22 protein-coding genes are annotated in these 22373 nt (G+C 46.6%); 17 read left to right on the forward strand and 5 right to left on the reverse strand.

Features of this window, described 5'->3' with window-relative positions:
* Positions 1-26 precede the first annotated feature (26 nt).
* Entirely contained in the window at positions 27-740 is a 714-nt protein-coding gene (gene rpe, locus QUE65_RS00745; RefSeq protein WP_286281205.1) for a ribulose-phosphate 3-epimerase, read from the reverse strand.
* A gap of 54 nt (positions 741-794) precedes the next feature.
* Here rpe and apaG point away from each other — a divergent pair, with 54 nt between their 5' ends.
* The 7 genes from apaG (at position 795) to QUE65_RS00780 (ending at position 6552) form a co-directional block, all read left to right on the forward strand.
* Positions 795-1169, forward strand: a complete 375-nt coding sequence (gene apaG / locus QUE65_RS00750) for a Co2+/Mg2+ efflux protein ApaG (protein ID WP_215371016.1) — start codon at positions 795-797, stop codon at positions 1167-1169.
* Positions 1170-1306: 137 nt separating this feature from the next.
* The gene (locus QUE65_RS00755) at positions 1307-2218 is read left to right on the forward strand and encodes an amino acid ABC transporter substrate-binding protein (RefSeq protein WP_286281206.1); all 912 of its coding nucleotides are present in this window, start codon (positions 1307-1309) and stop codon (positions 2216-2218) included.
* A 26-nt stretch (positions 2219-2244) separates the two neighbouring features.
* Positions 2245-3030: an amino acid ABC transporter permease gene (locus tag QUE65_RS00760; protein ID WP_286281207.1), complete on the forward strand. Its 786-nt coding sequence runs from the start codon at positions 2245-2247 to the stop codon at positions 3028-3030.
* An 18-nt stretch (positions 3031-3048) separates the two neighbouring features.
* Entirely contained in the window at positions 3049-3714 is a 666-nt protein-coding gene (locus QUE65_RS00765) for an amino acid ABC transporter permease (protein WP_286282366.1), read from the forward strand.
* A 17-nt stretch (positions 3715-3731) separates the two neighbouring features.
* Positions 3732-4466, forward strand: coding sequence for an amino acid ABC transporter ATP-binding protein (locus QUE65_RS00770; protein WP_286281208.1), 735 nt, complete (start codon positions 3732-3734; stop codon positions 4464-4466).
* Positions 4467-4586: 120 nt separating this feature from the next.
* A complete protein-coding gene (gene mltA, locus QUE65_RS00775) occupies positions 4587-5774 on the forward strand; it encodes a murein transglycosylase A (protein WP_286281209.1) in 1188 nt (395 codons plus the stop codon).
* 1 nt (position 5775) lies between these two features.
* Positions 5776-6552 carry an enoyl-CoA hydratase gene (locus tag QUE65_RS00780; RefSeq protein ID WP_286281210.1) on the forward strand — a complete coding sequence of 259 codons (777 nt, stop codon included), beginning with the start codon at positions 5776-5778 and terminating at the stop codon, positions 6550-6552.
* On the opposite strand, the gene QUE65_RS00785 is transcribed toward QUE65_RS00780, so the two are convergent.
* Complete coding sequence (locus QUE65_RS00785; RefSeq protein WP_286281211.1) at positions 6549-7739, reverse strand: M20 aminoacylase family protein; 1191 nt, start codon at positions 7737-7739, stop codon at positions 6549-6551. The two genes, QUE65_RS00780 and QUE65_RS00785, sit on opposite strands and share 4 nt — an antisense overlap.
* 74 nt (positions 7740-7813) lie before the next feature.
* Here QUE65_RS00785 and QUE65_RS00790 point away from each other — a divergent pair, with 74 nt between their 5' ends.
* Positions 7814-9520 carry an AMP-binding protein gene (locus QUE65_RS00790; protein WP_286281212.1) on the forward strand — a complete coding sequence of 569 codons (1707 nt, stop codon included), beginning with the start codon at positions 7814-7816 and terminating at the stop codon, positions 9518-9520.
* On the opposite strand, the gene bioD is transcribed toward QUE65_RS00790, so the two are convergent.
* The 3 genes from bioD to bioA are packed head-to-tail and all read right to left on the reverse strand — an operon-like array spanning position 9512 to position 12794.
* Positions 9512-10222, reverse strand: coding sequence for a dethiobiotin synthase (gene bioD / locus QUE65_RS00795; protein WP_286281213.1), 711 nt, complete (start codon positions 10220-10222; stop codon positions 9512-9514). The genes QUE65_RS00790 and bioD overlap by 9 nt on opposite strands.
* A complete protein-coding gene (locus QUE65_RS00800) occupies positions 10219-11433 on the reverse strand; it encodes an aminotransferase class I/II-fold pyridoxal phosphate-dependent enzyme (protein WP_286281214.1) in 1215 nt (404 codons plus the stop codon). The genes bioD and QUE65_RS00800 overlap by 4 nt, the downstream gene beginning before the upstream one ends.
* A gap of 14 nt (positions 11434-11447) precedes the next feature.
* Positions 11448-12794, reverse strand: a complete 1347-nt coding sequence (gene bioA / locus QUE65_RS00805; protein WP_286281215.1) for an adenosylmethionine--8-amino-7-oxononanoate transaminase — start codon at positions 12792-12794, stop codon at positions 11448-11450.
* An 81-nt stretch (positions 12795-12875) separates the two neighbouring features.
* Here bioA and bioB point away from each other — a divergent pair, with 81 nt between their 5' ends.
* The 9 genes from bioB to mraY all read left to right on the forward strand — a co-directional run bounded on the left by bioB (position 12876) and on the right by mraY (position 22363).
* The gene (gene bioB / locus QUE65_RS00810; protein ID WP_286281216.1) at positions 12876-13895 is read left to right on the forward strand and encodes a biotin synthase BioB; all 1020 of its coding nucleotides are present in this window, start codon (positions 12876-12878) and stop codon (positions 13893-13895) included.
* The gene (gene coq7 / locus QUE65_RS00815) at positions 13892-14575 is read left to right on the forward strand and encodes a 2-polyprenyl-3-methyl-6-methoxy-1,4-benzoquinone monooxygenase (protein WP_458574759.1); all 684 of its coding nucleotides are present in this window, start codon (positions 13892-13894) and stop codon (positions 14573-14575) included. The genes bioB and coq7 overlap by 4 nt, the downstream gene beginning before the upstream one ends.
* 239 nt (positions 14576-14814) lie before the next feature.
* Complete coding sequence (gene mraZ / locus QUE65_RS00820; protein WP_286281217.1) at positions 14815-15243, forward strand: division/cell wall cluster transcriptional repressor MraZ; 429 nt, start codon at positions 14815-14817, stop codon at positions 15241-15243.
* Between the two features lie 12 nt (positions 15244-15255).
* Positions 15256-16191, forward strand: coding sequence for a 16S rRNA (cytosine(1402)-N(4))-methyltransferase RsmH (gene rsmH, locus QUE65_RS00825; RefSeq protein ID WP_286281218.1), 936 nt, complete (start codon positions 15256-15258; stop codon positions 16189-16191).
* A complete protein-coding gene (gene ftsL, locus QUE65_RS00830) occupies positions 16188-16454 on the forward strand; it encodes a cell division protein FtsL (protein WP_215371053.1) in 267 nt (88 codons plus the stop codon). Before rsmH ends, ftsL begins: the two co-directional genes overlap by 4 nt.
* Entirely contained in the window at positions 16451-18211 is a 1761-nt protein-coding gene (locus QUE65_RS00835; protein WP_286281219.1) for a peptidoglycan D,D-transpeptidase FtsI family protein, read from the forward strand. The genes ftsL and QUE65_RS00835 overlap by 4 nt, the downstream gene beginning before the upstream one ends.
* 14 nt (positions 18212-18225) lie before the next feature.
* Positions 18226-19755, forward strand: coding sequence for a UDP-N-acetylmuramoyl-L-alanyl-D-glutamate--2,6-diaminopimelate ligase (locus QUE65_RS00840; RefSeq protein ID WP_286281220.1), 1530 nt, complete (start codon positions 18226-18228; stop codon positions 19753-19755).
* Positions 19755-21203 carry a UDP-N-acetylmuramoyl-tripeptide--D-alanyl-D-alanine ligase gene (locus tag QUE65_RS00845; protein WP_286281221.1) on the forward strand — a complete coding sequence of 483 codons (1449 nt, stop codon included), beginning with the start codon at positions 19755-19757 and terminating at the stop codon, positions 21201-21203. Before QUE65_RS00840 ends, QUE65_RS00845 begins: the two co-directional genes overlap by 1 nt.
* A complete protein-coding gene (gene mraY / locus QUE65_RS00850) occupies positions 21194-22363 on the forward strand; it encodes a phospho-N-acetylmuramoyl-pentapeptide-transferase (protein ID WP_286281222.1) in 1170 nt (389 codons plus the stop codon). Before QUE65_RS00845 ends, mraY begins: the two co-directional genes overlap by 10 nt.
* The last annotated feature ends 10 nt before the right edge of the window (positions 22364-22373 follow it).

Raw genomic sequence — 22373 nt, forward strand, 5'->3', positions numbered from 1 at the left:
TGATGCGAGGTCTTTTCTAGAATGATTTAAGACCCAATCGCTTTACGCATGGCAGTAATGACTTCGCCGTAGTTTGGCTTGCCAAAGATCGCTGAGCCGGCGACGAAGGTATCGGCTCCAGCCTTGGCAACGCTAGCAATATTGTCAATCTTGATCCCACCGTCAACCTCAAGACGAATGGAGCGCCCACTGGTTTCTTGATAGCGATCGAGCATCCTACGGACCTGTTCGATCTTAGTGAGAGTGCTGGGAATGAAGGATTGGCCCCCAAAGCCTGGGTTAACTGACATCAGGAGCACCAAATCAATTTGATCCAGAGCGTGGTCTAGGTGATGGGTCGGGCTGGCAGGGTTGAGGACGAGCCCAGCCTGGCAACCATGATCTTTAATTAGAGAGAGGGTGCGATGCACATGAGCGCTCGCCTCAGGGTGAAAGCTAATCAGATTGGCTCCTGCTTTGGCAAAATCCGGAACAATCCGATCAACTGGCTCAATCATCAGGTGGACATCGATCATGGCTGGTTTACCGTTTTTGATCGCATGTGGACGAATTGCCTCACAAACTAAGGGTCCAACTGTTAAATTGGGCACATAATGGTTATCCATCACGTCAAAATGAATCCAATCGGCTCCGGCATCCAAGACGGCCTTTACTTCTTCGCCCAATTTGGCAAAGTCGGCTGACAGAATCGAAGGGGCAATGATGGCGGAATTAGGGCTCATTTGAGTACTTTTTGTCATTCATACCTAGATTCTATCTTGCGAACGGGGTTGGGATGGCGCAGAATGCTCCTCATGAATCCACCTGAAATTACTGTTAACGTCCGCCCCCAGTACCTTCCCGAGCAATCAGATCCCGATAATCAGCAATACGCGTTTGCCTATACCGTGACGATTCGTAATACTGGAACGGCTAGTGTTCAGCTGATTGCCCGCCATTGGTTCATTACCGATGGCGAGGGTGAAGTTCAAGAAGTGAAGGGTTTGGGGGTGGTTGGCCAGCAGCCACTTTTGCGCGCTGGCGAGCATTTTGAGTACACCAGTTGGGCTACTTTGCCCACCCCAGCCGGTACGATGCGCGGGGAATATTTTTGCGTCACCGAGGATGCCCAGTTTTTTCAGGCAACCATCCCAGAATTTGCCCTGGTGATGCCAAGAACCTTGCACTAATTTGGGTAACTCAAATCCGAGAGCTCAAACTTTCTAGGATTAACCCTAATTGGTCTCGGTTTAGATTAAATATTGTCCATTTTTCTGCTAAAAATACAAATCGCTGTTTCTTATCTCATACGAGCCAAAGGATTTATATGAAAAAAGCTTTCTTTTTACCTCTTGCGGTTTCAATGCTTGGGCTGTTTTCTGCGCCAAGCGCACATGCTCAACAAAGCACCTTGGACAAAATTAGATCAACTGGAGTTGTTACGATGGGTGTTCGAGAGTCATCAGGAGCCCTATCGTATACCTTGGGCGATGGTAAGTATGCCGGTTTTCACGTTGAAATTTGTAATGATGTTCTTCGCGACATTCAAAAACAGCTCAACATGAAGACTTTGGATATTAAGTACACTCCAGTCACTTCACAAAACCGTATTCCTCTTTTACAAAATGGCACGGTTGATATTGAGTGCGGTTCAACGACCAATAATGCCACCCGTCAAAAGGATGTAGCTTTTGCGGTGACTACCTATGTTGAGGAGATCCGGATTGCAGTCAAAGCAAATTCAGGCATTACATCATTAAATCAATTAAATGGTAAAAAGGTCGCTACTACCACTGGTACAACATCGGTTCAACTTTTGCGTAAACATGAGAGAGCGACTGGTGTGAATTTCGAAGAAGTGTTTGGTAAAGACCATGCTGATAGTTTCCTCTTATTGGAATCTGGGCGCGCCGATGCGTTTGTGATGGACGGCTCAATCTTGGCCGGCAATATCGCCAATGCAAAGAATCCAAGTGATTACCGAATTGTAGGAGAGGTAATAGCGGTTGAGCCGATTGCTATCATGATGCGTAAAGACGACCCTTCATTTAAGAAGGCAGTCGATACGAGCATTATTAGAATGATGAAGGATGGCACCCTTGCAAAGCTTTGGGACAAATGGTTTTTACAGCCAATTCCACCGAAGAATGCACGAGTTGGTTTAGCCTTGTCTGAGAGTACGAAACAAGCATGGTCGAACCCAAATGATCGTCCTGCCGAGGATTATCAGAAGAAGTAATTTAAAAGGTTCATTGTGAGTTTGATATGACCTTAGATTGGAGTGTCTTTTGTAAGGACACTTTAACTGGAGAAGCAGCCCCGCGCTGCTTCTCCTTTTTGTTTGGAATGGATCCTAATGTTGATCCAAGCTATTTGGATTGGTTATTTAAGGCTTGGGGTTGGACCTTAGCGGTTGCTGCTTTAAGCCTTATTTTGGCCCTCATCATGGGTGTGGTGATTGGTACCTTGAGGACGTTGCCCCAGAATCATTTCATCCAAAAGATCCTCACTAGTTTTGCCACTGCTTGGGTTGAGCTTTTCCGTAATATTCCATTGCTCGTTCAGGTATTCCTTTGGTACCACGTTGTGCCGGCCTTGTTTCCGATTATGAAGAGCTTTCCATCCTATCTTTTGGTTAGCATCGCTTTAGGGTTATTTACGTCTGCCAGAATCGCAGAACAAGTTCGAGCCGGCATTCAATCACTACCAAGAGGGCAGCGGTATGCTGCAATTGCTCTTGGGATGACTACAGCGCAAAGCTACCAATATGTCTTATTGCCGATGGGTCTACGAATCATCATTCCACCGCTAACCTCCGAGTGTATGAATATTGTGAAAAACTCATCGGTTGCGTTTGCTGTGTCTGTACCAGAACTTACCCTCTTTGCAATGCAGGCACAAGAGGAAACGTCACGCGGTATCGAAATCTATTTGGCAGTGACTGGTCTGTACATGATTTCAGCATTTTCAGTCAATCGGGTGATGACCTGGATTGAGAAAAAAACACGTGTTCCGGGTTTTATTGCGTCAAGTAATTCATCGGGACATTAAGAGACCAAGAAAATCATGATGAATCTTGATCTTAGTTTCTATAATTGGGCTTTATTTACCAACTATATTCAAAAGGGTTTGATTTTTAGTATTCAGCTCACCGTGATCGCAACGATTGGTGGAATTTTGGTAGGTACTATTCTTGCATTAATGCGTTTGTCTGGTAAGCCATGGCTGGTGTTACCTGCAACTGCTTACGTTAACACCATGCGATCCATTCCTCTCGTCATGGTGATTTTATGGTTCTTCCTGTTGATTCCACTGATTATCGGCAAACCCATCGGGGTGAATCTATCAGCAATCATTACCTTTATTGCCTTTGAGGCAGCTTTCTTTTCGGAAATCGTACGTGCTGGAATTCAATCGATCCCAAAAGGGCAAGTATATGCTGGCCAAGCCCTTGGAATGACCTATTCACAAAACATGCGATTAGTGGTTTTGCCCCAGGCCTTTCGAAATATGATCCCTGTCTTTATGACCCAAACTATCATTTTGTTTCAAGACACTTCTTTGGTCTATGCCATTGGCGCTTATGATCTTTTAAAAGGGTTTGAGATTGCAGGTAAAAATTTTGGCCGTCCGATTGAAACTTACCTTTTGGCGGCTGTGACGTATTTTCTGATTTGCTTTGGTTTATCGCGGATTGTTAAAAGGATTCAGGAAAAAGTAGCGATTATTCGCTAATACAGAAAGTTATTAATATGATTGCGCTACAACATATATCAAAATGGTATGGACAGTTTCAGGTTCTAACGGATTGTTCTACCACGATTCATAAAGGTGAAGTGGTGGTAATTTGCGGCCCATCAGGGTCAGGTAAATCCACTTTAATTAAAACTATTAACGCGCTGGAGCCATTTCAAGAAGGTGAGTTAACGGTTGATGGTATTCACCTGCATGATCCTAATACAAATTTGCCCAAGCTTCGCTCGAGGGTTGGTATGGTGTTTCAGCACTTTGAATTGTTTCCCCATTTATCCGTGATGGAGAACTTAACCATTGCCCAGATAAAAGTGCTAAATCGTAGTCTTGAAGAGGCTAAACAACACGGCCTTAAATATTTAGAGCGGGTTGGATTATTGGAGCAAAAAGATAAATTTCCTGGCCAGCTCTCGGGTGGTCAGCAACAACGCGTTGCAATTGCACGAGCTTTATGCATGGATCCAATTGTCATGTTGTTTGATGAGCCAACTTCCGCACTTGATCCCGAAATGGTTGGCGAGGTTTTAGACGTGATGGTCAAGTTAGCACAAGAGGGGATGACTATGTGCGTAGTCACTCATGAAATGGGGTTTGCCAAGAAGGTAAGCGATCGCGTTATTTTTATGGATCAAGGAAGAATTGTGGAAGATTGCACTCGTGACGAGTTCTTTAATCATCCCGATGCACGATCGCCACGGGCCAAAGAATTTCTTTCCAAAATATTGAGTGACTAATTTCTCTAGTCTCTACGGCCTTTACCGGTCCAAAACACAATTGCTAATAGAATAATTAGAGCTAGAAATGCTTCTAGCACAAATAAGAGCATTGGATATTCATCAAATAACTGAGCGAACATGATGATTTTCTGGAATTGGAGTTACCTCATTGTAGTTAGTAAAACCGCATTCTGTGTTGTGATAGCGAGCCTTTTTCTTACATCGTGCGCTGTGCCGCCAACCAAGCCAGTTTCTCAAGCGCCTAAGGTAAGTAGCCCGAGCAACTTATCGCGTACACCGAAAGTCACTGAAACCGTTGTTACCGATGACAGTAGTTCATCAGCGGCATTAACGCCTGTGGAGTTTTCTGAGATACCGGGGTGGGATGAAGATAAATTAAGTGAGGCATGGCAAGCTTGGTTACAGAGCTGTAGTGTGTTGCGTAACCGTAAACCAGGGCCAGTCAATTGGGTTACGGTATGCGATCGAGCGAACGCTCAAAAACCGAGAGATGCAAAAACGTTTTTTGAGAATAATTTCAGAGCCTATGCAGTTCGTAATCAAATGACTGGTAAGTCGGAGGGCTTAGTTACCGGTTATTACGAGCCCATTATTTTGGGCTCGCGTGTACGTACGGACCGATATACAGTACCTCTTTATGCTTATCCGAAGGCCTGGGTTCGTGCAAAGCCATCGCCTGCGCCAGCGCGTACCGAGTTGATGAATTCGACTCTTCTTAAGGGTTCCGAAATTGCTTGGGTTGAAGATCCTGTAGCGGCTGCATCGATGCAAATTCAGGGGTCTGGAAAAATCCGTTTAGATAATGGCCAAATCATGCGATTAGGTTTTGCGGGGTCGAATGATTTACCCTTTAAATCGAGCGCTCAGTGGCTATTAGATCGCAAAGAGATTACCCGAGCGCAGGCAACGATGCAGGGGATTTCAGAGTGGGCTAAACGCAATCCCAGCAAAGTGCAAGAGATGCTTAATGCTAATCCACGCTTTGTGTTCTTTCGAGAACTGCCTGCCTCTGCAAACCAAGATCTTGGACCGATTGGGGCCTTGGGGGTTCCGCTGACCCCGGAACGCAGTATTGCGATTGATCCTCGGGCAATTCCGTTGGGCGCCCCTGTTTTTTTAGAAACAACGCGACCGCTTAGTAATCAGTCAATTCGACGTTTGGTCATGGCCCAAGATACGGGTAAGGCGATTGTAGGCCCAGTCCGAGTCGATTATTTTTGGGGTACCGGAGATGAAGCTGGAGAATTAGCCGGCAGAATGAAGCAAAATGGTCGTGTTTGGTTAATGCTACCGAAAAGGGATTGAAATGCCATACAACACAATATTGACTCAGACAGAGGGAAAAGTTGCCCTCATTACTTTAAACCGTCCACAAGTACTCAATGCATTAAATGACGAGTTGATGGATGAATTAGGCGATGCATTATTAAAGTTTGATGCGGATGATGCGATTGCGTGCATTGTGATTACTGGAAGTGAGAAAGCATTTGCTGCTGGTGCTGATATCGGCAAGATGGCTAAATTAGATTTTCAGGAGGCGTATCGAAATAATTTTATTAGCCGTAATTGGGAAACCATTTGCAAGATTCGTAAACCAGTGATTGCGGCAGTATCGGGATATGCATTGGGAGGCGGTTGTGAGTTGGCGATGATGTGTGACATGATCATTGCTGCAGATAATGCCAAATTTGCGCAACCCGAAATTAAATTAGGAATTGTTCCAGGCTCGGGTGGCACGCAACGGCTAACCCGTGCGGTATCAAAATCGAAAGCAATGGATTTATGTTTAACGGGTCACATGATGGATGCCGCCGAAGCCGAGCGAAGTGGTTTAGTTGCCCGAGTTTATCCAGCAGCGCAATTAATTGCTGAAACAATGGCAATTGCACAAACGATTGCTGCGATGCCATTGCTGACCCTAATGATGGTGAAAGAAAGTGTGAATGCCGCTTATGAAACAACCTTGAGCGAGGGCATTCGATATGAGCGCCGTTTATTTCATGCCTGCTTTGGTACCGAGGATCAAAAAGAGGGAATGACTGCTTTTTTAGAAAAGCGGCCAGCACAGTTTAAGAATCGTTAACGCAGAAAAGTTTGGGCTAAACGGACCCAGTAGTTCACTCCTACCGGAATGATTTGGTCATTGAAGTCATAGGAAGGGTTGTGCAAATGGCACGGACCCATGCCATGGCCTGTTGTGCGGTGATCGCCGTCACCATTCCCTAAAAATACATAGCACCCAGGTTTCTTTAAAAGCATGAAGGCAAAGTCTTCGGCACCCATGGTTGGATCGATTCGGGTGTTCACTCGCTCATTGCCCACGAGTTCTTTCATCACCTGAGCGGCAAATTCGGTTTGCTGTTCATCGTTAATCAGGGGCGGGTAGTTACGCTTAAACATTAGATTGGCTTTGCAATCAAAGGCACTGGCTACTTGATTGGCGATCTCATGCATTCGTGTTTCGATGAGATCTAAGACCTCTAGTGTAAAAGTGCGTACGGTACCGCCGAGCATCGCAGTGTCGGGAATGACATTGCTTGTTTCTCCAGCATGAAACTGCGTAATCGAGATCACCGCAGCATCGACCGGGCGCTTATTGCGAGTAATGATGGTTTGCAGGGCTTGCGCAATCTGAATACCAGCCATGATGGGATCCGCACTGTTGTGCGGCAGGGCCGCGTGCCCACCTTTGCCCTGAATGTTGATCACGAACTCGTTGCTTGATGCCATCATGGGGCCGCTTACAACACCAAAATGACCCTCTTCTAGACCAGGCCAATTGTGCATTCCAAATACTGCATCGCATGGGAACTGTTCAAAGAGACCGTCTTCAATCATTTCTTGGGCGCCAGCACCGCCTTCCTCAGCGGGTTGAAAGATAAAAATCACCGTTCCTTTGAAATCCCGATGGTTGGAGAGATATTGCGCCGCACCTAAAAGCATCGCAGTGTGACCATCGTGGCCGCAGGCGTGCATCTTTCCAGGGTTTTGCGAGGCGTGGGCAAATGTATTTTTTTCTTGCAATGGCAGGGCGTCCATGTCGGCACGTAAGCCAATCATCTTGCCAGGACCCAACTCACCATCTAAGCGACCGACCACCCCTGTTTTACCGAGGCCCTGATAGACCGCAATACCCCAACTGGATAATGCTTGCGCAACTAAATCAGCGGTCCGCTTTTCTTCAAAGCGCAATTCGGGGTGCGCATGAATAATGCGTCGGATTTCAGCGATGCTAGGGGTGGACTCGAGGATCTCAGGGAGAATTCGCATAGGTCAATATTAGCCCAAAGCGATACACTTGGCGTGGAGACATTGTGACTATTAAAAAAGTGTAATAAATACCAATGATTACAAATAAACCTTGGTTTTCATCCTATCCAGCGGGTGTTGCCCATCATCTAAGTTATGACCGATATGGGTCACTCTTAGACTTGCTCGATGAGTCTTTCAAAACTCATCGGGAGCGACCTGCGTATTGGTGTATGGGTAAGCATTTTTCCTATGATGCGATCGATTTAGCTTCAAAACAATTAGCGAGTTATTTACAAAGCCTTGGCCTATCAAAGGGTGCACGGGTCGCAATCATGCTACCCAACATCCCTCAATATCCCATGGCTTTATATGGTGTGCTTCGCGCCGGATTTATTGTGGTCAGCATTAATCCCCTCTATACCCCTCGTGAACTAGCGGCGCAACTTCGTGATTGCGGGGCTGAGGCCATCTTGCTGTTGGAGCATTTTGGGAAAACGCTTGAGGATGCCTTTGTGCTTGAGGGTAAGGCGATTGCATTAAAGCACGCCGTGATTACAAGTATTGCTGAGATGTTGGGTTGGAAAGGACCATGGTTAGATCGTTTTATACGGACCTTTAAGCGTAAGGTCATTCCCTATACGCTACCGACACACGTTCACAGTACGCAATTTACAGCCGCCTTAGAGTTAGGCGGGCAGCGTACATATGAACGTCCACAACTTTCTCATGCTGATATTGCACTATTGCAATACACCGGAGGAACCACCGGAATTTCGAAGGGCGCCATACTGACGCATCGCAATTTAATTGCGAATGTATTACAAATTGAGGCTTGGTTAAAACCAATTGAGCAACGAAAAACGATTATGTCTTGGCATTTTCTGTGCGCACTCCCGATGTATCACATCTTTGCTCTCACTGGCTGTGGCTTATTGGGTATGCGCCTTGGAGCCCGAATTCTATTAGTTCCGAATGCGCGGGATTTGCACAATTTAATTGGGATTTTGAAAGAATTTCCCGAGATTAATTTGTTTCCGGGAGTAAATACTTTATTTGCGGCCCTTTTAAATAATCCGAAATTTTCTCAATTGGATTTTTCACAATGGGCCCTAACGATCGGTGGCGGTATGGCAGTGCAGCGGACTGTTGCACAACGTTGGCAAGATCTAACCGGTACAGTGATTACGGAGGGGTATGGTCTTTCTGAAACCTCTCCCGTCGCATCGTGTAATACCCCATTGGCAACCGAGTTCACAGGTTCAATCGGCTTACCTCTACCAGATACCGAGATGTGTATTCGGGATGAAGAGGGTAAGGATTTAGCGGTTGGCGAGATTGGTGAAATTTATATTCGCGGTCCTCAGATTATGCGAGGTTATTGGCAACAAGAAGCTGAAACGCAGAATGTGCTCGGCGCCGATGGATTTTTTAGAACGGGTGATATTGGTGTGATGGATGAGGCTGGCTACTTTCGGATTGTGGATCGTAAGAAAGATATGATTTTGGTGGCTGGATTTAATGTCTTTCCGAATGAAGTTGAAGATGTTGTTGCCTCGATTCCGGGGGTCCTGGAGTGCGCAGTAGTGGGTATTCGCCAGGGCGCGATGGGCGAGGCGGTTAAGTTATTTGTGGTGCGAGAGGACCTTACGATTACCGAAGAACAAATCATGGAGGTCTGTAATCGCGAGCTGACCCACTACAAGCGCCCAACTCAAATCGAGTTTCGGGAGACCTTGCCTAAAAATAATGTCGGTAAGATTCTGCGCCGTGTCTTGCGCGATGAAAGTCAATCAGGGTAAGGCGATTGCCGCCGCAGCAAACTGAATCGCTTCAATCGAATAGGGCGCATTCGTTTCTTTCTGTAAGTGCGGCGGTAAATGAGCAATGCTTCCCAATAAGGGCGCCTTGATTCGATTCTGAAGCGTTGAAATGTTTTCGTTTAAATAGGCCATCTTAGGATCGATGCAATTGGCGATCCAACCAGCTAGCGTGAGACCACGCTGTTTGATGGCCTCCACCGTGAGAAGTGTGTGATTGATGCAACCCAAACGCATCCCCACGGTCAAAATTATGGGCACCTGAATACGCTGGACAAATCCAGAGAGATCATAGCGATCATCGATCGGAGTTAGAAACCCACCAGCACCCTCTGCAATCACATGGGTTACTCGTGTTTGTAGGGTTTGATACGCTTGCACCATCCGATCAAGTTCTAAGCGCTTGCCATGTGCGGCAGCGACTAGATGAGGTGCGGCTGGAGTATCTAATACATAAGGGCAAATCGTACTTTGGGGAATTGTAGGATCTTGGACTAGCACATAGCTTTCCAAATCCTCATTGCAAAGCATGCCATCACCGTTGCGGTAGGTCCCTGCGACGACTGGCTTGTAGGCACATGCTGACCCTGGATTGAGGGTGTTCAATTTGTAAATCAGCGCTGCAGTGACTAAAGTTTTACCAATCTCAGTGTCTGTACCAGCTACAAAGTAGGAATGATTCATGATGGTGGCAATGAGGACTCTAGCTCAGATAACACATTGCAGAGCCCCTCAATCTGTTCTTTAGTATGCGCGGCCGATAAAGTCATTCTTAAGCGCGCCTTGCCCTTGGGAACCGTTGGTGGACGGATTGCCGGTATCCAATAGCCAAATTGATCTAAGGCTCTAGCTAGCTGCAATGCGGTCTCATTGCTGCCAACCATAATTGGCTGAATTGCGGTATCTGATTCCAATCGCTTCCAACGGGTAAAGGTCGATTCCTTTTTCCAAAGCGCGATGTTTTGTTGCAAAAGTACCCGTAATTCTTTCCCCTTCTCACCTTCCATTAGAGAAATACTGCGCAGTACAGCAAAAGCTAATGCGGGCGAGCTGGCTGTGCTGTAAATATAGGGTCTTGCTTTCTGAATCAACCACGCAATAATTTTTTTATGAGCACATACAAACGCACCATTGAGACCAGCCGCCTTACCAAGTGTGCCAATATAGATAATACGGTCAGAGCAAATTCTTTGGTCTTCTAAGATTCCATATCCATGCTTGCCGAGCACACCAAATCCATGTGCATCATCAATCATGAGGAGCGCATCGTATTGATTGGCTAGGTGCAAAAGCTTTTGAACTGGGGCGAGGTCACCATCCATGCTAAAGACCCCATCAATCACGATTAATTTATGTGGGGCCGAGTCATTATGCAAAATATCGTCAAGAGCTTCTAAATGATGGTGATCAAAAATATGGAGATCGACAGAACCTTGCCCACGGGCTAGACGAATCCCATCAATGAGTGATGCATGGTTAAGAGCCGCAGAGTAAATACTTATTTTTTTGTTTCCAATTAAGCCTAAAGCGGTAATTACACTTAGGTTAGCAACATATCCGGTTGAGAAAAATAGAGCACGTACATTTGGAATAGCGCCGGCTTGAGTCGATGCTAATTTTGCTTCGAGCTCGTCATGGATTACATGATGGCCGCTAATTAAATGCGAAGCACCGCTACCCGTACCAAAACGCGCAGCCCCTTCAGATAGGGCGGCAATTAACTCAGGATGGTTGGCAAGCCCCAAATAATCATTGCTACAAAATGCCAGCAATGATCGCCCCTGTATTTGAATCTCAGGGCCACATGGGGTATTTACCGACCGAATGGATCGGCGCAGTAGCTCACGATCCAGCGTTACTAGTTCTGTATCAATTTGATCAAGGGCAAAAGGCATGGAAAATATTGAATCTAGACTTTTTGTAAAACGGCATGCAAGGTGCGCTCAATTGCACGACTCATCTGTTGGACTTCGTCGTCAGAAAGAATATAAGGTGGCATCACATAGACAGTACGACCGATGGGTCGAATTAACACACCTTCGCACAAACCTTGCTGAAAGATCTCTTTTGAGAATGAGCCTGGGTTTGAAATCGCAGATGCTTTCACATCAAACGCCATGATCATTCCTTGTTGACGAACATGTTCAATCGATACGTGATCACGGGTCCATACGAATGCTTCTTGGATCGATTGGCTGCGGACTTTATTTTTTTCTAGTACGGCATCCTCTTGAAAAATATCTAATCCTGCGAGTGCAGCGCGACACGCTAATGGGTTACCGGTATACGAATGGGAATGCAAGAACGTTGCAGTCATACGATCACTGTAAAACGCGGAGTAAATCCTATCGGTACTTAAGCAAATGGATAGGGGTAGATAGCCCGCACTAATTCCTTTGGATAGCGTCATGAGATCGGGCCAAATACCGGCTTGCTCACAAGCAAAGAATGTGCCCGTCCGACCACAGCCCACTGCGATTTCATCGGCAATCAGATGCACATCGTATTGCTCACACAGTTGCTTAGCCCCTTTCACATACCGTGGTGCATGCATTGCCATTTGGCCTGCGCATTGCACCAGAGGCTCAATGATTAAGGCCGCAATGGTTTGATGGTGTTGAGCTAAACATTCCTCAAGACTCTTAAGTGCCAAATCAATGACTTCCTCGCTTGAGATTTGCTCTGTTGCAGCTCGAGAATCGGGTGACATAACAATATGTACCGGATTGAGAAGCGATCCATAGGCATCGCGAAATACAGAGACATCGGTCACGCTTAGAGCGCCTAAGGTTTCTCCGTGATAGCTATTTGCTAAACAAATAAATTCATTTTTATTCGGCTTACCCTGAATCTTCCAAAAGTGATGGCTCATCTTGAGTGCAATTTCAACGGCCGATGCACCATCGCTGGCATAAAACGCATGCCCTAAATGACCGTTGGTCAAAGTACTTAAACGTTCAGATAGTTCAACCACCGGTTGATGAGTAAACCCCGCAAGCATCACATGCTCAATACTTTGGAGTTGCTGGACGATTGCTTGATTGATGCGTGGATTGGCGTGACCAAATAAATTGGCCCACCAGGAACTAATTGCATCGATGAACCGGCGCCCTTGCGTATCTTCAAGCCACGGCCCATTTCCAGAGGTAATTGCAATTAATGGATACGCCTCATGATCTTTCATTTGGGTGCAGGGGTGCCAAACCGAGGCAAGGCTTCGGCTGACCCAGTCTAAGGAATGACTCGGTTTATTCATTTGCAAGTCAGGGGACTATTTTCAAAATTAAGCTGCATATCTGTTATGTTATTGGTTTTAGAGTTCAATCCCGATAAAACCATGTCAGCATCACCATCGATCTCACCCTTGGTTCAGGTTAAGCCAAGCTCAACCACTACTTATCCAATTTGGACGCTTGAGCAGGTTGCGGCGCTATTTGAACTTCCTTTTCATGAATTGATGTTTCGGGCTCAGGAAACCCATCGCCAGTATTTTCCAGAAGGCGATGTGGAATTAGCCACTTTGCTTTCGATTAAGACGGGGGGTTGCCCGGAGGATTGTGGCTATTGCCCCCAAGCAGCGCGTTATCACACCGATGTTAAAGCGACAAAACTCTTGGATTTAGATGAAGTGCTAGAGGCTGCCAGGGCGGCCAAAGCAGCTGGCTCTAATCGATTTTGTATGGGCGCTGCATGGCGCGAGCCCAAAGATCGTGATGTTGAAAAAGTAGTCGCGATGATTCGGGGCGTTAAGGAGTTGGGGCTTGAGACCTGTGCGACGCTTGGAATGCTAGAGCCCAGTCAGGCAAAGGCTTTGCGGGACGCAGGCCTGGATTTTTATAACCATAATTTGGATACCAGTGAAGACTTCTATCCAAATGTGATCCAGACCCGTAGCTACCAAGATCGGTTGGATACTTTGCAGCATGTTCGCGATGCCGGGATGTCCGTATGCTGTGGTGGAATTATTGGCATGGGGGAATCGAGGGAGCAGCGGGTGGCATTCATTGCACGTTTAGCCAATTTGAGTCCCTATCCAGAATCGGTGCCCATTAATCATTTGGTCCCAGTAGCCGGCACCCCTTTGGCCGATCAAGCTAAATTAGATCCCTTGGAATTTGTGCGCACCATCGCTGTTGCCCGAATTACGATGCCTAATGCCCGAGTTCGCCTATCGGCTGGTCGTCAAGAGCTTGGAAAAGCGGTTCAGGCCATGTGTTTTCAAGCGGGGGCAAACTCTATTTTTTATGGCGATCAACTGCTCACCACGGGCAATCCTGAGGCGCTAGCCGATCGCCAATTGCTCGCAGAACTTGGCCTAAAAACCAAGGAAAGCTGCAAGGCTGAAGTGCAAGTATGAGTCGTTCAAACCCTATCAACTTGAGCCCAATTGATCATTTGATTGGTGAGTTTGATACTGCGTTGCGTGCAATTGCCGGTGGTGCCAATTACAGCCGGCCAGTCCCCAAGGCCAATATTCAAAAAGGATTAAATGAAGAGCAAGTGCTCACTTCAGATCTTGATTTAAGCCCCCAAGACCGCACCCATGTAGCAGGCTTAATGCGCGTTAATCATGTCGGCGAGGTCTGCGCCCAAGCGCTCTATCAATCCCAAAAATTTCTAGCCAAGACTCCCGAAACCCGCGCCTTATTAGATCAGGCGGCAAAAGAAGAAATGGATCATATGGCCTGGTGCGAGGAGCGCCTTAAGGAACTTGATTCTCGACCCAGTCTTTTAAATCCACTCTGGTACGCCGGCGCATTCGGAATCGGTCTGGTGGCAGGACTCGCTGGCGATCGTTGGAGTTTGGGTTTTGTGGCAGAAACGGAGAAGCAGGTCGAGCGGCACTTAGATGATCACCTTGAGAAACTTCCTGAAGCGGACCTTCGCTCCCGTGCCATTGTGGAACAAATGCGAATCGATGAAATTGAGCACGGTACAAGCGCAATCGCTGCAGGAGGTCAAGAATTACCCCGGCCACTTCAGACACTCATGGCGGGTATTTCAAAAATAATGACAACAACCGCTTATAAAATCTAGTATTACTGTTCTTTTATACAGTCTTTTCAGGGCATCCCCGGTATATACCTAAAGACGTATCTTAGCTATAGATTCCAAGTACTTGTTTTAGGTCAATATTTTAATTCACAGCTATTTTGCAAAGCTTCTCTAAGTATTTGTAATCACTAGAGAATTTCCTAAAAATTTACCCAAAAATACTTGACCCTGTAGGAAGCTTCCTCTAAAGTGGGAGGAAGTGTGAAAAAGTGGGGTAAATTTTGTTTCAAGGTGCTTCAGCTCTCAATCTCGATGCAAAAGGTCGCATGTCGGTGCCGGCAAGGCATCGTGATGCCTTATTGCTGCAGGGTGAAGGCCGCGTTACCTTAACCAAGCACCCCGATGGGTGTTTATTGCTATTTCCAAGACCTGAGTGGGAAGCGTTTCGAGCTCGAGTTGCGCAATTGCCTATGGATGCGCATTGGTGGCGCCGAATCTTCTTGGGTAATGCCGCTGAAATAGATTTAGATGGCGCTGGACGCATTCTGATTACACCCGAGTTACGAACTTCCGCAAACATTGAGCGCGAAATTATGTTGTTGGGTATGGGTTCGCATTTAGAGATCTGGGATGCCAACACGTATGCAGCAAAAGAACAAGCTGCAATTGCGCAGGGCATGCCAGACGCATTAAAACAATTTACCTTTTGATGATCGGGCGCCATGAACAATATCCATCGCCCAGTGTTACTGGCCGAGGCAGTCACCGCCATGATCAGTGGACCATCCTTTCAACCCAATTCTGCGGTAATCATCGATGGAACCTTCGGACGAGGTGGGCATACGCAAGCCCTGTTGGATACGCTTGGCAAGGAAATCAGGCTCATCGCATTCGACAAAGATCCCGAAGCAATTGCAAAGGCGCAATCGCTTTGCGATCCACGTCTGCAAATCATTCATTCAAGTTTTGCAAATATGGAGCAGTACCTTCAGTCAGAGTCCGTCGACGCGGTACTACTCGATTTGGGGATCAGTTCACCGCAAATCGATACACCAGAGCGCGGATTCTCATTTCGGTTCGAGGGCCCGCTTGATATGCGGATGGATACGACACGCGGAATCTCTGCACAGGAATGGCTCGTGAGTGCAGCCGTCGATGAGATTGCACAGGTGATCAAAACCTTTGGTGAGGAGCGATTTGCGACATCCATAGCGCGCGCAATTGTGAAACAGCGCGAAGAGGGGCGCCCTGTTCAAACCACTAAAGGTTTGGCAGAGCTGATTGCAAGCGTAGTGAAAACGCGAGAACCTGGGCAGGACCCAGCAACGCGAACGTTTCAAGCGATTCGGATTTTTATTAATCAAGAATTAAGCGATCTTGAGAAGGGGCTATCAGCCGCACTCAAGCTATTAAAAGTAGGCGGTCGATTGGTAGTAATTAGCTTTCATTCCCTAGAGGACCGTATTGTTAAGCAGTTCATGCAAGCGCATGCGCAAGTTAATGTCCCCCGTGAATTACCCATACGAGCAAAGGATTTACCACAGGGTGATTTAGAAATCATTGCTCGGATTAAGCCTAGCGCAACGGAAGTTTATGAAAACCCCCGTGCACGTTCAGCAGTAATGCGAGTTGCGCAGAAAAGAGGTGATCTCTTATGAATCGCGCTACGCTCAGCCTGCTTGTGTTGCTATTGATTTGTGCATTATCGCTGGTTACGTCTCAACAAAAAACGAGAAAATTATTTGTATCTTTGGAACGTGCCCAAGCCCAAGAGCGTAAGTTAAATCAAGAATGGCTTAGATTGGAGTTTGAGCAGCGTAATCTCTCTAAATCTGCTCGGATTCGTGATGTGGCTCGCAATCAATTGCGAATGAGTCCAATCACTCCAGATCGTACCTTGTATTTCAAGGAGGGCCTATGAAACCAGTTGGCTTCTCGACCTCTCCAAACGTTGTGCTGCGACTACCAATGTGGCGTTCGCGATTGATGTTGTTTTTATTATTTGTTGCGTTCGTAGCTTTGGTTATTCGTGCATTTTGGATTCAGGGTCCAGGGAATGGATTCTATGAGGCCAAAGCAGTCAAGGGCGTACAGCGCGAAATTGAGATGCGCGCAACCCGTGGAAAAATTTTGGATCGTAATGGTCAGTTAATTGCAACGAGTCTTGAGGCAAAAGCCGTGATTGCATATACAGATAACATCCCGACCGATTTGGCTCCAGAAAAAATTACCCAACTCGCCAAGCTCTTGGAGATGAGTGAAGCAGAGATCAAAAAGCGCTTTGCTGATGAGCGTAATCAAGTATTTTTGAAGCGTCAGGTTGATCCGGAGATTGCTCAACAAGTCCGTCGTTTAGAAATCCCTGGTATTGGACTAAATAACGAATATCGTCGCCATTACCCAGAAGGTGAGGCGATGGCCCATGTGGTTGGTTTTACCAATGTGGAAGATCGGGGTCAAGAAGGAATTGAGTTGGCGCGCGATAAAGAGTTGGCTGCACACCCGGGTAAACGGCGGGTTGTAGTCGACCGTTTGGGTCGAATCGTCAATGACATTACGATCTTGCAATTTCCACAGGACGGTCAAGATCTTCAACTCTCAATCGATAGCAAGATTCAATACATTGCGTATAACGCCTTAAAGAGCGCAGTTGAAAAGCATCGTGCAAAAGCAGGTGGCGCGGTAGTGCTTGATGTGCGCACCGGTGAAATTTTGGCATTAGCCAATTGGCCAAGCTATAACCCGAATTCTCGTAAAGCGCTTACTGGAGAGCAGCTTCGGAATCGCGTCCTTACGGATACATTTGAGCCGGGTTCCACGATGAAGCCCTTCCCTGTCGCTCTTGCACTTGAGCAGGGTAAGGTGCAACCTGAAACCAATATGACCATTGGTCAAAAGTTATTAGTGGGACCTAAACCGATCACAGATACCCATCCTTATGGAATGTTGACAGTATCGCAAGTGATTCAAAAGTCGAGCAATATTGGAACGGCAAAATTAGCGTTACAGCTTGAGCCACGAGAGATGTGGGACTTATTTGCTGCAGTTGGTTTTGGACAGGCTCCAAATATTGGATTCCCTGGTACGGTGACAGGGCGTTTGCATCCCTATCAAAAATGGGGCCAAAGCGATCAAGCCCGCATGTCCTTTGGTTATGGAATTTCAACTTCCTTATTTCAGTTAGCACGTGCTTATACGATCTTTGCTCGCGATGGTGAGTTAGTGCCCACCACTATTTTGCGCAGTCCAGATTACAAACCGGGCACTCGGATTATTACCGCTAAGACTGCGATTGAGATGCGCAATATGTTGGAGACAGTCACTGAGCAAGGCGGTACTGCGTTGACAGCGCGAGCCGAAGGATTTCGGGTTGGAGGAAAAACCGGAACTTCGCATAAAGTCGAGGGTAAGGGCTACGCATCAAATAAATACCGAGCGTTCTTTGTTGGATTGGCACCCATCAGCGCGCCACGTATTGTGGTTGCGGTGATGGTTGATGAGCCCTCTGTAGGCGGCTATTTTGGTGGGCAAGTTGCGGCACCAGTGTTCTCGACAATTGTGAGCGAGACCCTACGCAGTTTAAATGTTTCCCCTGATATCAATGAGCGTACGGTAGTACAGGCTCCGGATGCTCAACCGTTAACCGGTACATTGCAAAAAGTGGCACTAAAGCAATGATGGCCAATGTTCAAATGACCCACCATGACGTGTTGCCTTATTTAAGGCAATTTCTTCAATCCAGTGCAAAGTTCGTTGCGGATACGCGCATTCTTGCAAAGGGCGATGTATTTCTTGCCTATTCTGTTGGACACGGTAAAGCCTTGCGCGATGGACGAATTTATATTGCTCAAGCTCTTTCTCAAGGCGCTGCATTTGTGTTGTATGAACCGCACCTTCAGGGAGCTCAAGGCTTTAATTGGGAATCCGAGTTAGATGAGCGGTGTATTGCAGTTCCAGATCTCGCAAGTCATGCAGGATGGTTAAGCGCACAGTGGTTTGGCAACCCCAGCGAAGTGATTCCAGTAATTGGCGTAACCGGCACCAATGGGAAGACGAGTGTGACGCAGTGGCTTGCACAAAGTCTATCTGAGAAGGCTGGGGTCATTGGCACTCTTGGGAGCGGCTTTATAAACCGATTACAAGGGTTGGGGTACACCACCCCAGATGCGCCTCGCTTGCAAATGGAAATGGCTAGTTTAAAAGCACAGGGTGCCGACTATATTGCGCTTGAAGTGTCCTCTCACGCATTAGAACAAGGGCGTGTTCATGGGACTCACTTTGCTTGCGCTGTTTTTACCAATCTAAGTCAAGACCATTTGGATTACCACGGCACGATGGCGGAGTATGGCGCGGCAAAAGCCCGACTTTTTTATGATTTTCATCCAAAGAATATCGTCATTAATATCGATGATGCTTTTGGGCGAGAGCTATTAATGCGGCTGGTGACACGCGAGGAAGTTGTGATATGGGCATATGGCATGTCTCAATCCTCGTTTGATGGGTTGGAGAAGCTTCGGAGTCGATTTAAAGCCGTTTATTTTCAGGAATACGCATTTGCAAAGAATGCATATCAATGCCAGTTAAGCATTGATGGAACAAGTTGTTCCACAGCAATTCCTTTATTAGGCCTTTTTAATTTAAGTAATGCCCTAGCAGTAATTTCTACTTTGATGGTTTTTGGCGTATCCGTTCCAGATGCGCTACAGCGCGTCTCTAACCTAAAGCCAGTTCTTGGTCGCATGGAAGTGATTCACAGTGATCGCAGCGATGCTCCGCTGATGGTTGTTGATTACGCCCATACTCCGGATGCATTACAAAAGGTATTAGAGACCTTAAGATCGATTGCCCAAACGCGCGGTGGAAAGTTGGTATGTGTGTTTGGTTGTGGTGGCGACCGGGATCAAGAAAAACGTCCCAGGATGGGAGCTATAGCGCAATCAATGGCTGATCATGTGATTGTCACAAGCGATAACCCGCGCACTGAAGATCCGCAAGAGATTATGAACATGATTGTGGCGGGCATGAGCGGTCATCACAATTCATCTGTTGAGCTAATTGCGGATCGCGCCGCAGCCATCATGACTGCAGTTAGGCAAGCTCAAGCTCACGATGTTGTTCTCGTTGCCGGTAAGGGCCATGAGACCACCCAAGAGATCAAGGGAAAGCGTTTTGATTTTTCGGATCAGGCGCACTTACGTTTAGTCAGTGGAGGGTCAAATTGATGTTAGCGATTCCGGCCATGACAAATCTTGCCCATATCCATGCCTTACTTCCAAATAGTCAACTGCATAATATTGGCATCGCAGAGGCGCGCGATCGGCAGATTAGTCAGATTGGAACAGACAGCCGCCATCCAACGGTTGGGGAGCTATTTGTTGCGCTCAAAGGGGATCGTTTTGATGCGCATCAATTTTTAAACACAGTATCCGAGCAGGGTGCTTCTGCTGCTTTAATTAGTGAGAAAACATCGTGCCCCATCAGCTTACCCGCTGTTTATGTAGAAGATACCCGTAAGGGACTTGGTGAGCTGGCAGCTGCATGGCGTGCACAGTACTCATTACCACTCGTTGCGGTGACGGGAAGTAACGGCAAGACAACCGTTAAGGAAATGATTGCGGCAATTTTTAGGCAAGCGATCAGCCCACCTGAATTACTTGTGACTGAGGGAAACCTAAATAATGATATCGGGTTACCGCTGACATTATTAAAGCTACGCCCATTGCATCGCCTAGCTGTGATTGAGTTGGGGATGAACCATCCAGGCGAAACCGCCGAGCTTGCGGCGATTACTCGCCCAACCATTGCACTTATCAATAATGCGCAACGAGAGCATCAAGAATTTATGGAAACCGTTGATGCCGTAGCTCGTGAGCATGCTGACGTATTGCGCTCGTTAGGGCATAACGGCGTGGGCGCATTTCCAGCGGATACCCCGTATACCGATTTATGGAAATCCGCATGCGCCTCAAAACAGTCTATGAAATTTCGTTGGTTCGATCAGGCCCCAAATACTAATTTGCAAGACGATTCATTAATTAGTGGTTACCTCCTATCGGATGGCAAGATTGAGATACGCACACCGCTAGGTAGGATTGAAGTGCAACTCAATACGCTTGGGGCGCATAACTATCGTAATGCCTTAGCAGCCGCTACCGTTGCCGTTGCTGCAGAGATTCCTTTATCTCAAATTAAAGCGGGTTTGGAGCAGTTTGAGCCAGTATCTGGTCGAATGCAGCGTATCGCCCTTTCCCAAAGTATCGAACTAATCAACGATACCTACAACGCCAATCCAGATTCAGTTATAGCCGCTATCGATACCTTGGCAGCTCTCGGTGGAGTGCGTTATCTAGTCTTAGGTGATATGGGGGAGGTGGGATCGCAGGGCCCGGCATTTCATCACGAAATTGGTAAATATGCAGCGCAATGCGGTATTGAGCATTTCATCACGATTGGTAGTCTGACTCAAGAAAGTCATAAGGCCTACTTATCGAATAGACCTACTGGAGATGCGCGTCACTTTGATGATATGGATTCTTTAAATACGGAGTTGGTTCAGAATCTGTGCAAATTCGATGATCGCAATCTTTATATCCTAGTTAAAGGGTCACGATTTATGCGGATGGAGCGGGTAGCGCAAGCACTCGTCAAAGGAGTGAACCCATGCTCTTAATCTTGGCACAGTGGTTGCAAGATGATTATGGATTTTTCCGGGTGTTTTCTTACATCACCTTTCGTGCCGTGATGGCAACAATGACTGCACTTTTGATTGGTCTTGTCTTTGGCCCTTGGGTAATTCGTAAGTTGACTGAAATGAAAGTGGATCAAGCAGTTCGCACTAACGGACCTCAAACGCATTTAGCAAAAGTAGGCACCCCTACCATGGGCGGTGTATTAGTGCTCATTGGAATTTTTATCTCTTGCGTTCTATGGGCTGATTTAAGTAATCGCTTTATTTGGATTGTCATGCTTGTGACTTTTGGTTTTGGTGCGATTGGCTGGGTCGATGACTATCGAAAGGTGGTTTATAAGGATCCGAAAGGAATGTCTTCGAAAGAAAAATTCTTTTGGCAAACTTTGATCGGTTTATTTGCCGCGATTTATTTAGCATTCTCTGTGTCGGAAGTTAACAACCTAAAAGTTCTGCAGTTATTTATTAGCTGGGTTGAAAGCGGTTTTTCATTAGATCTTCCGGCGAAATCAAACTTAACCGTGCCGTTCATGAAAGAAGTGAGCTATCCCTTGGGTGTTATGGGATTCATCATTTTGAGTTATTTGGTGATTGTGGGCAGTAGCAACGCTGTGAATTTAACAGATGGCCTTGATGGTTTGGTCATCATGCCTGTAATTTTAGTTGGTGCTGCACTCGGTGCCTTTGCCTATGTGATGGGTAACGCAATTTACGCGAAATATCTTTTATTTCCCCATATTCCAGGTGCTGGTGAATTATTGATCTTTTGTGGCGCAATGGGTGGCGCCGGATTAGCATTTCTTTGGTACAACGCGCATCCTGCACAGGTCTTTATGGGTGATGTAGGTGCTTTAGCTTTAGGCGGTGCCTTGGGAACAATCGCAGTCATTGTTCGTCAAGAGATCGTTCTTTTTGTCATGGGCGGAATTTTTGTTGCTGAAACCGTTTCGGTAATGATCCAAGTTTTTTGGTTTAAGTTCACCAAAAAATATTATGGAGAGGGTCGACGCATATTCCGAATGGCGCCTTTGCATCATCATTTTGAACTGGGTGGCTGGCGCGAGACTCAGGTTGTTGTGCGTTTTTGGATCATTACGATTTTGTTAGTACTCGTTGGCTTATCAAGCCTTAAGTTACGTTAATGGTCAATAC

This window comes from Polynucleobacter sp. HIN8, from assembly GCF_030297615.1.
Taxonomy (GTDB): Bacteria; Pseudomonadota; Gammaproteobacteria; order Burkholderiales; family Burkholderiaceae; genus Polynucleobacter.

Excerpts from the sequence above, each read along its gene's own strand:
- rpe (WP_286281205.1), bottom strand. The coding sequence starts at position 740 with ATGACAAAAAGTACTCAAATGAGCCCTAATTCCGCCATCATTGCCCCT.
- apaG (WP_215371016.1), top strand. The coding sequence starts at position 795 with ATGAATCCACCTGAAATTACTGTTAACGTCCGCCCCCAGTACCTTCCC.
- QUE65_RS00755 (WP_286281206.1), top strand. The coding sequence starts at position 1,307 with ATGAAAAAAGCTTTCTTTTTACCTCTTGCGGTTTCAATGCTTGGGCTG.
- QUE65_RS00760 (WP_286281207.1), top strand. The coding sequence starts at position 2,245 with ATGACCTTAGATTGGAGTGTCTTTTGTAAGGACACTTTAACTGGAGAA.
- QUE65_RS00765 (WP_286282366.1), top strand. The coding sequence starts at position 3,049 with ATGAATCTTGATCTTAGTTTCTATAATTGGGCTTTATTTACCAACTAT.
- QUE65_RS00770 (WP_286281208.1), top strand. The coding sequence starts at position 3,732 with ATGATTGCGCTACAACATATATCAAAATGGTATGGACAGTTTCAGGTT.
- mltA (WP_286281209.1), top strand. The coding sequence starts at position 4,587 with ATGATGATTTTCTGGAATTGGAGTTACCTCATTGTAGTTAGTAAAACC.
- QUE65_RS00780 (WP_286281210.1), top strand. The coding sequence starts at position 5,776 with ATGCCATACAACACAATATTGACTCAGACAGAGGGAAAAGTTGCCCTC.
- QUE65_RS00785 (WP_286281211.1), bottom strand. The coding sequence starts at position 7,739 with ATGCGAATTCTCCCTGAGATCCTCGAGTCCACCCCTAGCATCGCTGAA.
- QUE65_RS00790 (WP_286281212.1), top strand. The coding sequence starts at position 7,814 with ATGATTACAAATAAACCTTGGTTTTCATCCTATCCAGCGGGTGTTGCC.
- bioD (WP_286281213.1), bottom strand. The coding sequence starts at position 10,222 with ATGAATCATTCCTACTTTGTAGCTGGTACAGACACTGAGATTGGTAAA.
- QUE65_RS00800 (WP_286281214.1), bottom strand. The coding sequence starts at position 11,433 with ATGCCTTTTGCCCTTGATCAAATTGATACAGAACTAGTAACGCTGGAT.
- bioA (WP_286281215.1), bottom strand. The coding sequence starts at position 12,794 with ATGAATAAACCGAGTCATTCCTTAGACTGGGTCAGCCGAAGCCTTGCC.
- bioB (WP_286281216.1), top strand. The coding sequence starts at position 12,876 with ATGTCAGCATCACCATCGATCTCACCCTTGGTTCAGGTTAAGCCAAGC.
- coq7 (WP_458574759.1), top strand. The coding sequence starts at position 13,892 with ATGAGTCGTTCAAACCCTATCAACTTGAGCCCAATTGATCATTTGATT.
- rsmH (WP_286281218.1), top strand. The coding sequence starts at position 15,256 with ATGAACAATATCCATCGCCCAGTGTTACTGGCCGAGGCAGTCACCGCC.
- ftsL (WP_215371053.1), top strand. The coding sequence starts at position 16,188 with ATGAATCGCGCTACGCTCAGCCTGCTTGTGTTGCTATTGATTTGTGCA.
- QUE65_RS00835 (WP_286281219.1), top strand. The coding sequence starts at position 16,451 with ATGAAACCAGTTGGCTTCTCGACCTCTCCAAACGTTGTGCTGCGACTA.
- QUE65_RS00840 (WP_286281220.1), top strand. The coding sequence starts at position 18,226 with ATGACCCACCATGACGTGTTGCCTTATTTAAGGCAATTTCTTCAATCC.
- QUE65_RS00845 (WP_286281221.1), top strand. The coding sequence starts at position 19,755 with ATGTTAGCGATTCCGGCCATGACAAATCTTGCCCATATCCATGCCTTA.
- mraY (WP_286281222.1), top strand. The coding sequence starts at position 21,194 with ATGCTCTTAATCTTGGCACAGTGGTTGCAAGATGATTATGGATTTTTC.